Origin of the sequence: Methylicorpusculum oleiharenae (genome assembly GCF_009828925.2) — a bacterium.
In the GTDB taxonomy this organism is placed as follows: Bacteria; Pseudomonadota; Gammaproteobacteria; order Methylococcales; family Methylomonadaceae; genus Methylicorpusculum; species Methylicorpusculum oleiharenae.
Map to the genome: position 1 here is coordinate 1,572,851 of NZ_WUTY02000001.1, position 16,092 is coordinate 1,588,942.

A 16,092-nucleotide genomic window follows, 5' to 3' on the forward strand; every position below is an offset into this window, starting at 1 on the left:
AGGTACAAAATGCAAACCCGTTATAGTGAAGAATTTAAACAGCAAGCCCTGAGTAAAGTATTGCAACGCGGTGATAAAAGTATTCAATCGATTGCCGATGAATTGACTATCAGTGTGTTTACTCTGAAAGGCTGGCTTAAACAGACACGATCCAAATCAACAACAAACACTATGAATCAACAACGTCCTAAAGACTGGACTCGGGAACAACGGTTTGAAGCCTTGCTAGCCAGCGCGGGCTTGGAAGGCGAAGCACTCAATGCCTTTTGCCGTGAACGAGGCTTGTTTACCCATCACCTGCAAACGTGGCAACAAGACTTTATTAAACCTCTTGAGGCCACCGAACCCAGCCAAGTCTCAAGGAAAGCCTTGAAACCCTTGGAGAACGAGATTGCACAACTGAAGAAAGACCTGCAACGCAAGGAGAAAGCCTTGGCAGAAGCCGCCGCTTTGTTGATTCTTCAAAAAAAGTGCCACGCGTTCTGGGAGGAAAAGGCGCCATGATCCCTCTTGCAGAACGCACCCATTTACTCACCTTATTTAACGAAGCGTTTGATCACGGAGCCCGTAAAGCCAAAGCTGCCGAGGTGATGGGGCTACCGCTACGCACATTACAACGTTGGCAACGTCCCGAAGCCGTGCCGGTTGACGGTCGCACGCGCCGTCAACACGTGCCTTGTAATCGTTTGAGTGACGAAGAACGCGCTCAGGTATTAGCCCTAGCCAACAGCGATGAGTTCAAAGACAAAACACCGCATCAGATCGTGCCGATGTTGGCCGAACGCGGCGAGTATTATGCCTCGGAGTCGACGATTTACCGCATTTTTCGCGAGGCGAAACAAGTCAAACACCGTCATGCCTGCCGTCCATCGGTCGAGCGTAGTAAGCCGAAAGCCCTCATCGCGACGGCACCGAAACAACTGGTGAGTTGGGATATCACCTATTTGACCAGCCTCATCAAAGGCCAGTTTTTCTATCTGTATCTGTTCATGGATATCTTCAGTCGCAAGATTGTCGGCTGGCAAGTTTATGAACAAGAAAACAGCGAACTGGCGGCCGATCTGATCACGGATCTCTGCCAACGAGAAGGGATTCCACCGCACCAGTTGGTGTTACATTCCGACAACGGCAGCCCGATGAAAGGGGCAACGCTGCTGGCAACCTTGCAGCAGCTTGGCGTCACACCCTCACGGAGTCGCCCGGCGGTGAGTAACGACAACCCGTATTCCGAGTCGTTGTTTAAAACGCTGAAATACGACGCCCAGTATCCGACCCAACCGTTTGCCTCGGTCACCGCCGCCAGGGACTGGGTAACCGACTTTGTCGCCTGGTACAACCATGAGCATCGGCATAGTGGCATTCAATTTGTAACGCCTGAGCAACGCCACAGGGGTGAAGATCGGGCGATCCTGAAGCAACGCAAGGCCGTTTACGAGGCCGCTAAAGCCAAAAAACCGGAGCGCTGGAGTCGTAATACCCGAAACTGGGAATGGCAGGCAGAAGTCTGTTTAAATCCCGATAAACCGAGCGATAGTGCGGTAAAAAATACCGACACTACCGTTCATTAATTTTCAACTCATGCGACAACTACGTTGACATTTACCGGGAATTAGACGGACAGCTTTTCCAAAAAACGCCCAAGAATTAACATTGGCTGCAACTTGGAGATTAATTAAGGATGATCATACCGTTCTAATTTATTGTCCACAAAGAGACTCTGTAAATGCTTTCGCGACAGCAATAATTGACCTCCATAAAAGAGGGGCGTTGGTCTCGGTATTAACTGTTCCAATGCAAAAGTTAGAGCTTGCTAAAGTGCTAGGCTGCGAGTGGCTTGGAGCTAATCATCCTATTGTAAAATGCTTGGATATAGGTGTTGCGATCCATCATGGTGCTTTACCAACCCCTTTCCGGAAGGAAATGGAAAAATTGCTAAGGGAAGGAATATTGAAGGTTACTGTATCTTCTCCTACTCTGGCTCAGGGGCTTAATTTAGCTGCAACCGCAGTCATAGTGCATTCTCTATACAGGGCCGGAGAGCAAATTGATACCGCCGAGTTTAAAAATGTTGTAGGTAGGGCTGGCCGAGCTTTCGTGGATACACATGGATTGGTACTTCATCCTATATTTGAGAGACATGAGTGGCGGAAACAACAATGGCGTAGTCTTGTAAAAGATGCAAATGCTAGAAATATGGAGAGTGGTTTAGCACTTCTAGTGCACTCACTGGTAAGCCGAATGGCAGAAAGTATAGGCAGTGCAGAAATTAACAATATTCTTGAATATGTTTTAAATAATGCTCAAGCATGGGATTTTCCAGATGTTGCTAATGAGTCCGCAGAGCAAGTAGAAGTGCAGCTGAGAATATGGAATAAGCATATCGTATGCCTAGATACTGCTCTTCTAAGTATGCTGGGAGAAGAAGAGGTTTCAATAATTGAGATCCCAAACGCACTTGATACGATCCTTCAATCATCATTGTGGGAAAGAAGGCTAAATCGCCGCAGCGAAGAGCTTAAGGCATTACTTAATTCAGTGTTAGCGCAACGAGCCAAATACATATGGAATGTTACAACCTCTCTTCAGCGCAAAGGGTATTTTCTTGCTGGAGTGGGTCTGGCGACTGGTCAGAGCCTAGATGCAATATCTCAACAAGCAAATCAACTACTAATAATCGCAAACCATTGTATAGACGTTAATGATCAACCACTGGCAATTTCGACAATAATACAATTAGCAGAGTTAGTATTCGATATAGCACCTTTTACGCCACGTAATTTACCTGATGATTGGAAATATATTCTGACTGCCTGGTTGAAAGGCGAAACACTTACGGACTGTAATTTCATCGACATTAATGAAGCCCTTCAGTTTATAGAAGACGGGTTGATCTACCGGTTGCCCTGGGGCTTGGAAGCGATAAGAGTTCGCGCTCAGGCTAATCAAGATGTAATAGCCGATGGGACGACGATAGAAAATAATGAGGTTGGACTGGTAGTTCCAGCTATTGAAAATGGGACTCTAAATCGAAGTGCAGCACTGTTAATGCAGGCGGGATTCAATTCTAGAAAAGCGGCTATATTAGCGGTTAGCTCAACAAATGCTACCTTCACAAATAATCGCCAATTTAAAAGATGGTTAAATTCTGATGAGGTTTTTAAACTTGAAATTGGTTTTGATTGGCCAACACCCGAAACATCCTCTTTATGGAGGAAATTTAGAGAGGAGTATCAGCCAGCAACTGAATCTACTTGGAATGTAGTAAATGAAAACATTCCAGTGGCTTGGTTATCAGATTATATTCCGCATGCTGGATCATTGGTAAAAATAATAAACCAAGATAGTGGTAAAACCCAAGTATTACGATCCGATGGGGAGAAAGTTGGGCTGCTTCAATTGCGTTATGATCTAATAAAAACAGGTATTTATCATTCAGTAATTGCCGAAAATACCGATTATTTGGATATTAGGTTTTGGGGGGCCGGTAACGCTCCATTTAAAGACACAAACTTGTAGATTGTAATGCCTATCAGCAGAGCTTGGGCCTTAAAGGGCGGCTATAAGGTCCATAATTGTTGTTACCTTTCTAAGGCTATTCGTCGCTTACTGGCCGATCACTCCCAGTGAGCACCTTCTTGTAATCATTAAAACATCCCCTCCAACACCCCCCCGAGTTAACGACTTCCCTCCCCCACCGGCGGTAAAGCTCAACTCCCCCGGCCTCAACCAAAACTGCACCATCACCTCGCCCCGGATCGCGGTCAGGTTCAGGTAATCATGCAAATCCTCCGCCTTCCCATCATGCACCTTAATAAGCCTGCACCACAAACTTCAACAATAACCTCGGCAGAATATCATCCAGATTGAGTACTTCATCATCGGTCAATTCAATCAAATTGAAATTGTATTTCTTGTAAATGGCCTGTTTTTCCTCTTTACGCGCCAGGTATTTAGAATCGTTATCGTAGCCCCAAAACTCGATGTATACTACATTCGACTGGTAAAGGAGAAAAAAATTGGCAGCCCTTATTTTCAAGACGAAAGGGATAATGAGGTTTTTATCCTTGAATCCGAGGTCTTGCAATCAAGCATCTATAGCTAAACTGGCAGGCTACTATCCATTCAAGTCTTGTTAAGCATGACAATTATCTAGCCGTCCGCAATTGGCAGAAACCCAGTGTTCAAAATGTGGCTGGGATTGTAGTGGAATAGATAGTGGATTTGTATAGTAAGCACACCCTCTTCCAGCTGACGTCAGATTCATTCCAATAACTACCTGTTAATTCGTCCTGGAGCGTCAGGTCGATTACTTCAAATTCTTGCTGGGCTTTTTAAATTTTTGCCTCATCTATTTTTCTTTATAACATGCCCATAGGCATCTTATAAAGATGCTGGAAGCCTCGTTATTACTGGTAGTGACATCAAGGTATCTTAAGGTATCTTTTATTAAAAAAAGTTTTTCCAAATTCGATTATAGATGGGTTATATTTTATAATAATCATTTTTTATATAAAAATCTTTTAAAAATAAAATGCCCAAAGATACCTTAATACCAAACCCATATAAATCATGTCTTCCTATGGTGTCTTATAATAAAAAAAGTATCTTATGAAGATACCTAAAATCAATAAAAAAGGCCAATAATAAGTATCACTGGCCTTTTTTCAAGCTTTCATCTAGTAGTAAAATATCACTAATTAAGCAATGGTGAATTAGGTGATTCACTATAACGAACGAAGTCATAAAAATCATCTTGATTCATATGTTGCCATATTGAATCGATTTCTTCACAAGGGGGCGGTAAATTACCTGATCCATCACAATTAATATTACCAACTTTCTGCACAACTGTTTTTATAGTTTGTTCATCTTCATATTCTTGTATTCCGTATTCACAAGCATACTCATAAAAACTAGTCAGATCTATTGCTGTGCCATGATTATTTTTTTTATAGTAATAGGATGAAGTGTCTGATTTATAACTTCCAGCCTTTATTCCATTTTTTACATAAAATATATTTTTGCATTTTTCACCTTCACATACAGCTCTTCCCCTATCAATTCCTTCAACCCACGTTTTTTCAATATACTTCTTTGCATCAAACCCAAACTTCTTAATCCCTATAACGTGCTTTGATTTATTTTTTTTACTGTATAATTCATAAACGGTATATAAATCACTCAGTTTAATATATTCAAAGTTTGGGTCATTGAATACATAATCTAATATAAGTTCAAAGCTGTCTTTTTGTGTTTCAATCATTTTAGAATAATATTCATTTTTTAAAGCTTTAGGTGTAGTCTTCTTGCCATGTTTTTCAATAATGTAAGCCAACCATTTAGCAACTTCATCAGCATGATCTAAAGTTACAGAAATAACCTCTCTCATTTCATCAACAATTTCATTATTTCTATTTACAATTTCCTGTTTATCCTTTTCATTCATAACATATTGATAATTATTTTTTTTCGCATACCAATACGGTAAATTATGATTAATTGTAAAAATACTAAAGCGTCTATCAGAAGACGATCCAGTAAGCTGCACGGACCCTTTCAAAGAATTAGATGCAAGCATATACATCGCGGTATTATCATATTCACCGCTGGCACCATACTTAGTATTAATCATGATTTTACGGTTACCTAACCACGCCTTGAGCTTATTTTGGTTATTACTACTTAATGATCCCTCGTCAATCATAACAATAGCTTTACCTCTCAGCTCACCATTGAATGTTCCAAAGACCGAAGTGTTCGGGACTCCTATCATATTGTCTGTAAAAATATGTTTTAATACTGTGGCAACAAAACAATTCTTCCCGGACTCGCCCTCCCCATTGAATGATAAGCAAGGGATCATGTAATCTTCAGGGTGAATATATTTTCGCGCAATACAATGCTCAATGTGATCTTTCGCTTCCTTATCTCCATCAGATAAAGAATCTAAAATTACATCAAACATATAATGATAATTTTTATCATCTGAGGGTTTTAACCAATTGTCCCGGCTTGTTAGGTTCAGATATTTTTCGTCATTGTTGGTAAATGAACTGATTAAATCTAATTTTTTTCTACCATGACGGTCTAAAACTTTCAGCAAGGTAAAACGATCTTCAAACTTTAATAAATTACCAAGTAAAAAATCACCCAAAGCTTCAGGCTTGTAATCAATAAAAACCGCGCCATTTGGTTGTTTTTGTGAGTTTTTTCTATGAATCTTACCATCCGATTGAAGCCAATAAATGTCTTCATTTTCTAATAATTTTTCAATTTTTAGTTCAGTATCGTCTTTAACATATTGGTAAAAATGATTTCTAACAATTGACGGATTAAATTTTCTTAAAATATCAACGCCATACAATAAGCCAAAAGGGGCTCTATTTTCGTCATATTCAGCCCATAATGAAGCAACAATATCAGGTGTAATAGATGTGTCTTCAGTAGGTCTAATATTAGTTACATTGGCTTTACAATCTTCTAATGTCCATATAGTGAACTTACGTACCCACCATGTTGTATTTCGCATACTTGTATAATCAAAATGATTGCCCCTGCTACGACTAATCATTTCGCAAGTTTCAGTCCAAATGGAGCCAAAATGCTCTATAAAGAGTCGTGTTGCCTCGTTTTCAGTGATGTATTCGTCTGAAATTTTCTTTTTGGAAGCTGTAGTGCTAGATTTAAACTTATTTTCACTTGATTCTATATTCCCCAATAGTTGCTTATTTTTTGCCGCTAATATTGCGTCTCCTTCATCCTTATTAACTAAATCCATTTCCTCTAAGGTTAATGGGCTTGGATTATAAGAATCTGCTTTATAGTTTGGATTAAAATAAGCCTCAGGGTCATGGCTGTAATAAGTCACTAAAAATATATTTTCATATGCACTTTTATCCTCGTTTGGTAGTAGTGTACTAAGTGCAAATTGCTCCAGTCCCTCCGATTCTATAAAAAGAGTCCCTTTAAACTTATTGATCATTGCATGATAAGCATTTTTATAGGCATTTTTAAAATTGGCTTCATTCTTTCGACTTAGGCCATCTTTAAGAAAGGCAAATTGTTTTAAGGTCGGTGATTTAAAAATTTCATTTAAATTAGTATCAATTATTATTTTAAAACCACCGCTAGGCGTTTTAAAATACATAACAACATATGGAATCTTTTTTATATATTCATGAGAGAGCTTATAATCAATATTAAAATCGTCATAATCAACCACCATTAAGCCTGTAAAATAATTATTAACAAGTCCTAATTTTGGCATGCTTACTGGTTTATAAGTTTGTATATAACAACCGCCTAGTTTAAGTTTTTGAAGCCTTTTATATAGACTTAGTTGGCCTAATTCATTCTTAATTTCTTCCGTTTCTTCCTTGTTCTTTAATTCATTGATTTTAGCTTGTATATCCCTAATTTCTTTGCAACTGTTAGAAATATTTACTTTATTTTCGATTTTATAACTCATGACCTTAAAATTAGGGTCAATTATTCTATTATAAAATTGTTCTAATGTAATAACATCATCTATGCAATTATCAGTGTTAATTGGTTGATTATAAGCTGATATTTCTTTTATTTTTGGTTTGATATCCTCTTTGTTTGTCATTTTTAAGTTTCCTTTCTTGCGCCAACATGTTTAACAGAATCTTCCATTAAAATATTGGTTATATATTGCCAATCGAATGGCTTTGTTCTAATTGCGTGATATTGATGACCTCGAAGGATAATAAATATAAGTAGCTTGGTTGGTTTCCTTACTCCTGTAGATCATTATTTAAAGTCATATTCACCAATGGCTTTTTTTGCCTTGTAATCACCTAACAATGTAGAATATTGGTTAAATTGCCTTGATAATTAGAGCTAACAATAGAATTATTGATTAATAGTCAAGGTCGTATCATTATATTCTTTATAATGAATATAATCAAGTATTAATGCTCCCGATTTTATAGAATTAAGATACAGGATCTTCTTCATAATATCCCATTATTTTAGATGTTATAAAGTAATTATATTTTCCTCATTTATAGGTTGGTAAATATAATTGGGCATTCTCGAAGGTTAAATCAATCATGGAATCAATAATGGGAGTTCAGAGGTTTCGATTATTCTTGCATATGTTAATGCTTTTAGAAATCTTGTTACTATTTCTTTAATTTAAATAGCTTCCAGATTATTTATAGTGGGCCTTAAAATCCGGACAGTAGTTTAAGCTATACCCTGTCGAAAATAAGAGGCAGGAAATGAGCGAAAGCAAACGGAAGATATTTACAGGCGCGCAAAAAGCCAAGGTTGCTTTGGAAGCGGTTAGAGGGACGAAGACGATCAATGAAATTGGCCAAGAGATAGTGTGCATCCCACCCAAGTCAGTCAATGGAAAAAGAAATTGCTAGATAATGCCGGTTAATGCGCATAACGATCCAGATCGTCTGTATGCCAAGATAGGGCGGCTGAATATGGAACTGGACTGGCTAAAAAAGTCTGGGATCAGCCTGTAGAGTTGCTTCAAACCTGAATAGCAGCCGATGACGAGATAGCGTTATCCACACAATGTCAATTGCTCAAGGTCACGCGTTTCGTGGTGTACGAGCAGAAAATGCGTTTGCTGAAAGCTATTGATGAAGATGAATGTCTGTTGCTGTGCTTGCTCGACGAAGAATATACGCTGCACCTTTTTTATGGTTCGCGGCGGATGACGAAGTACCTCTGTAGCTGCTGACATGTGGTGAACCGCAAACGGGTTCAGCGCTTGATGAGAACGCTGGGGTTGGCAGACATGGCGCCCGGCCCTAACACCAGCAAGCCGCATCCGCAACATAAGACTTATCCGTATCTATTGAGGGGCGTCGACATCATTCGGCCCAACCAGTCGTGGAGTGCCGACATCACCTATATTCGGTTGCCGCGCGGCTTTGTCTATCTGGTGGCGATCATCGACGGGTACAGCCGCAAGATGCTGTCATGGTGATTGTCGAACACGATGGATGCCGGGTTTTGCGTGGACTGTTTGGAAGAAGCCATCAAGGCCTATGGAATGCCCTAGATCTTCAATAGTGACCAGGGACACCAGTGACGCTTTCACTGGCGTACTGATCGAGCACGGTATTACTACGATCAGCATGGATGGACAAGGCCGGGCTCTGGACAATATTTTTGTCGAGCGGCTATGGCAACGGTGAAATACGAAGAAGTGTATTTGAAGCGGCACGGTAGCCATCAGGAATTGTTGATGGGCTTGGCTCGCTACTTCATGTTTTACAGCGAGAAGCGGCTGCATCAATCGTTGGCTTACAAAACGCCAGAGGTGGTGTATCGAACGGCCGCGGGCGGGGGTGCCAAGATTGTGGATAAATTTAACGAGGCGACGGAAGCGTCAGCTCTTGTGTAGAAGAATTGGGACAGCGCCTTCAGCTGGAGTGTGAACAGGGCTCTATCTTAAACGGAGTAATAATTTGTCTGGACAATGAGGGCACTTTAACAGCACGACTCATTGATTTAAATATTCAGCGCCAGCATGATTAAAACAACTTCAAAAATTGCCGGAAAATATTTTTTGGAGTAATGAACTATTGACAATTGTCGGAGTATTAAAAAGGATATCGGTGGGCTAATAACTTTGGTTTTAAATGATTCAGAATTGACTTATATCAATCACGGGGTATGTATATAAAACACCACTCCCTTGCTTCATGATTTTGCGAATGGGGTCTATTTTGATACCCTCTTTATTGATTTGTTATACTCTTATTAGTTATTGTTTTAATTTTATTTAAATCAATAAGTTGGGGTAAATAAGAGCTGTTATTTTGGTATGGTTAAGTATGTCGAAAACCTAGCATACAGATATAAACCACCATAATAATCAATACGAATTAATAACTTAGCGCTATGGTTGATTAGTGGTTGTCAATGTGTTATGTAAAGTAAGAATGACGATTATCAACACGAAGGTCGTAATTCCTGGTCGAGAAATTATCGATCAACCTACTTTGCTGGACGCGTGGCGAGTATTAAAACAGCCGCTGGGGTAGGGGCGCTCTCTTTTTTGCCGGTCGAGAGATTGCTTGCAAATCCCGCAAGTCTTATTTTAATATTTGCGTCATATACTTCGACTTTGGTCATGATGGCTGATTAATTTAAAATTGATTGCGCATCAAACATTACCTGCCATAACCTCATGTAAATATCGTGCCGATAGTTGCTTTTTACTGAGCTTTTAAAATTCGGATAATCTAGTGACTCAACAATCTCAGAAATTGCTTGTCTGACATCATTTCTAGGTAGAAAGGCCCTATAAAAATAATCAGCATCCGGAGTCTTTGTTACCTTTGCGTGTGGAAAAACGGCCTCAACATCTCCCTTCAATCTACCCCTCACTAACAAAGTTTCCTTGTTGGTTTGATCAGCAACAATAGACAAAAAAGAGTCTTTTTTAACAATCCACATCGTGTATTTTCCCGCTTTTCAGCATTAGCTCTTAAGAAAAGCCGTCAATCGACCTGGTAAAGTATTTTTCAGGTCTGGTTTTCCTTTGATTTCATCCATTGCCAGGTGTTAATTTAGCGATATGTTTCGTTTAGTACAGAACTTTTGGATCCATTGAATTGTAGTAAAATTAGAAATATCTGGGTGATTTCGCTTATCTATTGCACTATATTTTCCAATGCGTATTACATTACAGTATATTTTTTAAAGTACACGTCATGAGTAGGTAATAATTTCGGCAGTATAGAATTCAAACTTCTGCTCTATGCCATACAGGGCATTATTTTACTGCTATGCGAGAAAATATGGGCAACATGAATGCCCATTTTACTTTCAATATAAAGATCAAGCGATCGTTGGAATGTCACAAAAAATAATTAGCTTAAAAACTGAATCGGTGTTAGGTTGAGCCAGAATATGAATTATTAATGCTACTAACTATTCGCTTCATATTTTTTTATTATATCCAATACATTGTATATTATATTATTTATATAACTATATTCCTCAGCAGGCCTATCTAAGTATAATTTTCGATTTACTTCAATCATGATTGATTTTAAGTTATTTGTTACATTATAATGTAATATTGGCACTATGGTGCCTGAGAATGGGTTGTTGACATGTGTAATAAATTCTTTTTTTTCTAAATAATTCTTAATTGAATTTATTAATTCTACTGGCGTATGAAATTCATTCATCCCTATACAAAAATGTGGCCTATTAACATCTTGATCAAATTCATGTGGTAATGGTTCGTCAGAAAAGCTGTGGCAATCAACAATAACTACTTTATGATATAATTCTAATGATAAATTACACTTCTTATTTAATTCTTTGTGGTGAGGGATATAATAATGATTAAGTATATGTTCCCTTTCCTCATGAGATATATTTCTAAGCGGCCCGCCAAAACTATCAATCGTATAACAAATGCCGTGTCCTTTTTCTTCCATAGGTTCATTAACAATAAATCGCTCTACATCACAGAATAATCGTGAATATTTAAACATAATAATCTCTGATGCTTCATGACTAAATAAATCATCTGTGTGCCAATCTGTCATTCTTAACAAATCTTCTTCAATGCATTTTAAGAACTTAATGCTATCTGGGAATTTAATTGCACTATGTGGAATATGTAATATCATATTATTTGCCAAATTTGCACTTCGTTAAATCCTATTGATAATCTCTACTTTGTAGAAGAAGATGATTGTCATCACAATTTGATACATCCCTTTTATGTATTTACAAAAACCGCTGATCAACAAGAATTTGACTTAACACAAAGATCCTCTCTAACCACCCTTTGGGTAAATCCAATAGTCAAGCTCAATTTTTCGGGAATTTAACATCTTAAATACTTGTTAATCGATAGGGTTATTTTAAATAGATAATCGTCATAATATGTCGTTTATATAAACTAAGTTATAACTTTTCTTAAGCCCAATTTATTACGTCAGATGAGGTAATGCGTTATGAGTGATCAGTTTTACCGTAAACTGCAAATCCTCCAATGGATCCCTCGGTATCCAGGCCGTATTACCGTTGATCAGCTTGAACAAAAAATGCTTGATTACGGCGTTGAGGTTTCACTACGAACGCTGCAACGCGACATAGAAACGCTGAGTGTGCTGTTTACAGGTCTGATCAGCCAACGTTACAGAGATCACAGTGTTGGCTGGTATTGGTCGGTCGATGCGCCGTTGTTAACTTTGACGGGCATGACGATTCATCAAGCGCTATCGTTCAGCTTGATTAAAAAATTTCTCAGCCCTTTATTTCCCTCGACCACTTTGAATGAACTTCAGCCCTTTTTTGAGCAAGCTGAAGCATTATTGAACAATCTCAACGATAACCCTTTACGCAAATGGCCGAACAAAATTGCGGTTGTCCATCCGCCTCATCCAAGGACCTTGCCAACCGTTCAACCAGCGGTACACCAAGCAGTGTCGGAAGCCTTAATAACCGAACACCAACTCCAGATTATTTTCAAACGTACCGGCACCCTGAATAAAAGCTATCTATTAAATGCATTAGGCCTTCTTCTGCGCGGCTCAATACAATACTTAATTGCCACCAAGGTAGAGACGGGAGAAATAAGACTATTCCCGCTTCATCAAATCCTTGAGGCTACAGTCGAAAAAGCCCCCATCGACGGCCCTGCCGATTATGACTTAAACGCATTGATCGATGATAACGCGATGGATTATGATTGGATAGAAGGCGGTAGCGCCCCAAGGATACGGTTAAAACTGCGTATTAACCGCAGACTTGCCGATCACTTGATACTCATGCCTTTAACGCCCCATCAACTCATTGAGGACTATGACGCCTCTCATAAGCTATTGACTGCAAACCTCTATGTGACCGACTCGCTCAGGACATGGCTGATTCAGCATGCCGACCGTGCCGAGATAATCCACCCGCAAAAATTAAGAAACGAGATTATCAAAAAGATTCAGAACATGGCGAATCACTATGGGATTAACCGGTGAATCACACTTTGACAATCAAGAGCTGGCAAAACCCACCTTGTGTGAGTCAATTCACACACTAAAACAATTCATCTAACCCGCGATTATAAACGGCACAATATGTCGTTTACTGGCTTTACAATTTTTCAATGAGAGCACAAACCAACCCTTAATTCTGATTGGAGAACGTGATGAACACTAATAAGACCTATGTGGTAAAAATGATCCGCATCGACCATCATGCCGGCCCTAACGCAACGCTCTCGATTCAAGTGAGCGCACCCAACGACAGAACGGCAAAACTGATCGCAGAAAGCCAATGCCACGGCTATCGAGCCACGAGTGCTGGCCGTGCCTTGTAAGCTTAATTATTGATGATAAGCATCGAATACCTTAAATCTCGTTTTAAAATGGAGACAGATTTCGATATCTATTTCTCTAAGATTGCAAGTTTTGAAAGATGACTATAAACGGAGATAGAATAATCCTGCTGGTCATCATTCCTTAGGGCATTGTCATTTTTTTGGAGAAAACTCTGTGGCTAAATGGACTGAATTACAATTACAACACGCTCATCAACACAGCTTTAGGAATGAAGCAAGCATCAATTCTTCTTATATTTGCGGTTGTTTCCATTGCTTATCGATTTTTAAATCATCAAGTATTAATCCTGACGATATTATTCTTGAAAACGATGGTGTTGGTACTGTTTGGTGTCCAGAATGCGGTATTGATTCTGTAACTGGAGACAGTATTGGCATAAGAATAAACCTTGGCTTTTTAAACGCAATGGAAGCCTATTATTTTACCTCCAAAAACGATCCATGGGATCCTAATGCAGAATATTGAATGACTCGTTGGCTAAAAAATTACTTTAGTTTTGAGGGAAGTTTTCTAGCATTATGTGTTTATCGGTATTTCAAAATTTAGGAATTGGATTAATGGGCAAATTTCTTAATTAATTTAGTCATTGATATAAATATATAGATTTAATATACTTAAAATTAAGATTATATAAAATATAATTCAATATTTCAGAAAAACTATATTTCTGATTTTATCGCTTGTTTAGATGATAACTGATTTTTTAAGCTTTGAGTCTTTTCATTCTTCCAAAAATATAAACTAACTATTTAGCTGTCTCTCATTCAATAAATAATTCAAAAAATTATTTATTGAGAGCAGCAAGTTAAATTATTTTATTTAAAGTTAATATACTTAACCGTATATCTGAAAATGTGTCGGTAAGATGATCTACAGACCCCCGCCTACTTTGCATTTCTTGCTAAAATAACATGGTTTAATTATCAAATTCCTTACTTATGTTTGCAATTGTTCATCTTGCTATTTATAAGACATTAATATAGGGTATATAGGATAGTATTCAAAATGTAATATGACAACAGGTATATTAATAATATATAACTGAAGTTTCCCAATAATTTCAAAAACGGACAGTCATTATGCTTGGGCTGCAGGAATTATCGATGGAGTCTGTGTAAACGGTGGCAAACCTATTAAATATTAATAAAGCACTGTTCGCGTAAGGCTGAGGCGTCATTCCGGCAGGGATCGCCTGGTTCCAGGGTACAAGGACTTGCTACAGCTCTGCCTTCCATGGCTTCTGGTTTCCGGCAATCCCTGCCGGAATGACGGTAACTATATAATGCAAAAGAAGCTCTCTAACAAGCCTGAACAACCTTAAAAAACAGGGAAACTTCAGATTTATAATCCAATTATAATAAATAATGTGGTGCTTATCATGGCAATTTATAAGCGTGAGTCAGGTATATATTTTGTTCAATTTATGTACAAAGGGAAGAACTACATTCATTCAAGCCATAGTAAAGACAAAAAGGTCGCCGTGGCCCTTGAGCATAAACTTAAAAGTGATTTGATTAATCAGGATGTATTAGGGGTATTACCAAAAATACCCCTATATGATGCATTAGGTTTTTACATAAAAGAACGCCAAAATTCTTCCAACATTAAAACGTTGATATGCAATAACAATCATATTAAGTCTTACTTTGATAATAAAAATATTCACGAAATAACTAATGTTGACATTAATAAATTTAACGAAAAACTGAATCATTTATCCCCTGGAACAAGACGTAATATATTTTCAGTATTGAATGGTGCTGTTAAGAAGGCTGGACTATTAGGCTATAAAATACCTAATTTAATTATGCCTAGCTTACCAAAGCCTAAAGGCCGTTTAAGTATTTTAAGCAAGGAAGACGAAGTCAAGCTGTTAGAGTATTTGAATCCAAAGAACCGTGTGGGTAAGGGTAATCATTGGGGGGACATTCAAGATAATTATGATTTATGTTTGATTTTATTGGATACAGGCATGAGGTGGAATGAAGCTTGCAAACTCGAGTGGGCTTTCATTGATATTTCAAACAAACAGATACATTTATATCGTTCCAAGACTAATAATGAAACCACGCTGGGAATGACTGACAGGACGTTAGATATATTAACCAGACGGTTTGAAAATCGTTCAACGGCCTGGGTTTTTCCTAACAGAAGCTTAACAAGCCATAGAATTAATCCATCAGGTGCTATAAGACGTGCCTTAGACAATGCAGGGCTAACTAACGTATGTGTTCATTCCTTACGCCACACCTACGCTTCTAGGTTGGTTCAGAATGGTGGAAGTCTTCAGGAAGTTAGTTATCTATTGGGGCATTCAAATATTTCAACCACCATGATATACAGTCATTTAGATAAAAATGCTACCAGTTCTAAGGCTGCTAATATTATCAATCAATACAATCAAAAATAATCATTAAATCAGATGGTTAGAAAAGGTTAAAGAAGGTTGGTAGTGATAGAAAAAAGATAGAAATCTGGTGGTGATTATAGACATTTATAAGCAATTAAATACCTTAAGTATTTGATAAGTCTAATAAAAAAGTAAATAATGCTCCCGCTCATAGTTTTCCGTTAATTGATGGTTTAAAACTGCTGGTAACGTATTGTGTGAGTGTTGGGTGTTGAAAACCGCTTGCGAAGTCATTTTGCCTTGAGTTGATAAAATTGAGTATGACGATTAAGTCTTTGGGATCAAAGGTTATAAGTAAACAGTAAATCCTTGACTCAACTTACCCTTCAT

The 16,092-nt window shown here is 38.2% G+C and carries 10 protein-coding genes and 1 pseudogene; 7 read left to right on the forward strand and 4 right to left on the reverse strand.

The annotated features are described in order from the left end of the window. Window positions 1–9 precede the first annotated feature (9 nt). Window positions 10–1,568, forward strand: a protein-coding gene (locus tag GO003_RS07350; RefSeq protein ID WP_231088858.1) for an IS3 family transposase whose coding sequence is annotated in 2 segments (ribosomal slippage) — window positions 10–472 and window positions 472–1,568 — 1,560 coding nt in all. Because the reading frame shifts where the segments join, the coding sequence is not laid out codon by codon here. Between the two features lie 82 nt (window positions 1,569–1,650). Then, on the forward strand, window positions 1,651–3,516 hold the full coding sequence (locus GO003_RS07355; RefSeq protein WP_159653772.1) for a hypothetical protein: 1,866 nt from the start codon (window positions 1,651–1,653) through the stop codon (window positions 3,514–3,516). Window positions 3,517–3,808: 292 nt separating this feature from the next. On the opposite strand, the gene GO003_RS07360 is transcribed toward GO003_RS07355, so the two are convergent. Then, entirely contained in the window at window positions 3,809–4,084 is a 276-nt protein-coding gene (locus tag GO003_RS07360) for a hypothetical protein (RefSeq protein WP_231088859.1), read from the reverse strand. Window positions 4,085–4,693: 609 nt separating this feature from the next. Further along, the gene (locus GO003_RS07365; RefSeq protein ID WP_159653770.1) at window positions 4,694–7,609 is read right to left on the reverse strand and encodes a DUF5906 domain-containing protein; all 2,916 of its coding nucleotides are present in this window, start codon (window positions 7,607–7,609) and stop codon (window positions 4,694–4,696) included. 637 nt (window positions 7,610–8,246) lie between these two features. On the opposite strand from GO003_RS07365, the pseudogene GO003_RS07370 reads away from it, so the two are divergent. Next, a pseudogene (locus GO003_RS07370) lies at window positions 8,247–9,391 on the forward strand (IS3 family transposase). 743 nt (window positions 9,392–10,134) lie between these two features. Here the strand turns inward: GO003_RS07370 and GO003_RS07375 are convergent. Together GO003_RS07375 and GO003_RS07380 are read right to left on the reverse strand one after the other, a co-directional pair. Then, complete coding sequence (locus GO003_RS07375) at window positions 10,135–10,449, reverse strand: hypothetical protein (protein WP_159653768.1); 315 nt, start codon at window positions 10,447–10,449, stop codon at window positions 10,135–10,137. A gap of 473 nt (window positions 10,450–10,922) precedes the next feature. Then, on the reverse strand, window positions 10,923–11,639 hold the full coding sequence (locus GO003_RS07380; RefSeq protein WP_159653766.1) for an N-formylglutamate amidohydrolase: 717 nt from the start codon (window positions 11,637–11,639) through the stop codon (window positions 10,923–10,925). 330 nt (window positions 11,640–11,969) lie between these two features. Between GO003_RS07380 and GO003_RS07385 the strand changes: the two genes are divergently transcribed. The 4 genes from GO003_RS07385 to GO003_RS07400 all read left to right on the forward strand — a co-directional run bounded on the left by GO003_RS07385 (window position 11,970) and on the right by GO003_RS07400 (window position 15,762). Beyond that, window positions 11,970–12,989 carry a helix-turn-helix transcriptional regulator gene (locus tag GO003_RS07385; RefSeq protein WP_159653764.1) on the forward strand — a complete coding sequence of 340 codons (1,020 nt, stop codon included), beginning with the start codon at window positions 11,970–11,972 and terminating at the stop codon, window positions 12,987–12,989. Between the two features lie 170 nt (window positions 12,990–13,159). Continuing rightward, window positions 13,160–13,330 (forward strand): hypothetical protein, encoded by a 171-nt coding sequence (locus GO003_RS07390; RefSeq protein WP_159653762.1) that lies wholly within the window; start codon window positions 13,160–13,162, stop codon window positions 13,328–13,330. Between the two features lie 175 nt (window positions 13,331–13,505). Further along, window positions 13,506–13,817 carry a hypothetical protein gene (locus tag GO003_RS07395; RefSeq protein ID WP_159653760.1) on the forward strand — a complete coding sequence of 104 codons (312 nt, stop codon included), beginning with the start codon at window positions 13,506–13,508 and terminating at the stop codon, window positions 13,815–13,817. Window positions 13,818–14,730: 913 nt separating this feature from the next. Beyond that, window positions 14,731–15,762: a tyrosine-type recombinase/integrase gene (locus GO003_RS07400; protein WP_159653758.1), complete on the forward strand. Its 1,032-nt coding sequence runs from the start codon at window positions 14,731–14,733 to the stop codon at window positions 15,760–15,762. Window positions 15,763–16,092: the final 330 nt, after the last annotated feature.

Coding starts and splice junctions, on each gene's coding strand:
- GO003_RS07365 (WP_159653770.1), bottom strand. CDS start 7,609: ATGACAAACAAAGAGGATATCAAACCAAAAATAAAAGAAATATCAGCT.
- GO003_RS07375 (WP_159653768.1), bottom strand. CDS start 10,449: ATGTGGATTGTTAAAAAAGACTCTTTTTTGTCTATTGTTGCTGATCAA.
- GO003_RS07380 (WP_159653766.1), bottom strand. CDS start 11,639: ATGATATTACATATTCCACATAGTGCAATTAAATTCCCAGATAGCATT.
- GO003_RS07385 (WP_159653764.1), top strand. CDS start 11,970: ATGAGTGATCAGTTTTACCGTAAACTGCAAATCCTCCAATGGATCCCT.
- GO003_RS07390 (WP_159653762.1), top strand. CDS start 13,160: ATGAACACTAATAAGACCTATGTGGTAAAAATGATCCGCATCGACCAT.
- GO003_RS07400 (WP_159653758.1), top strand. CDS start 14,731: ATGGCAATTTATAAGCGTGAGTCAGGTATATATTTTGTTCAATTTATG.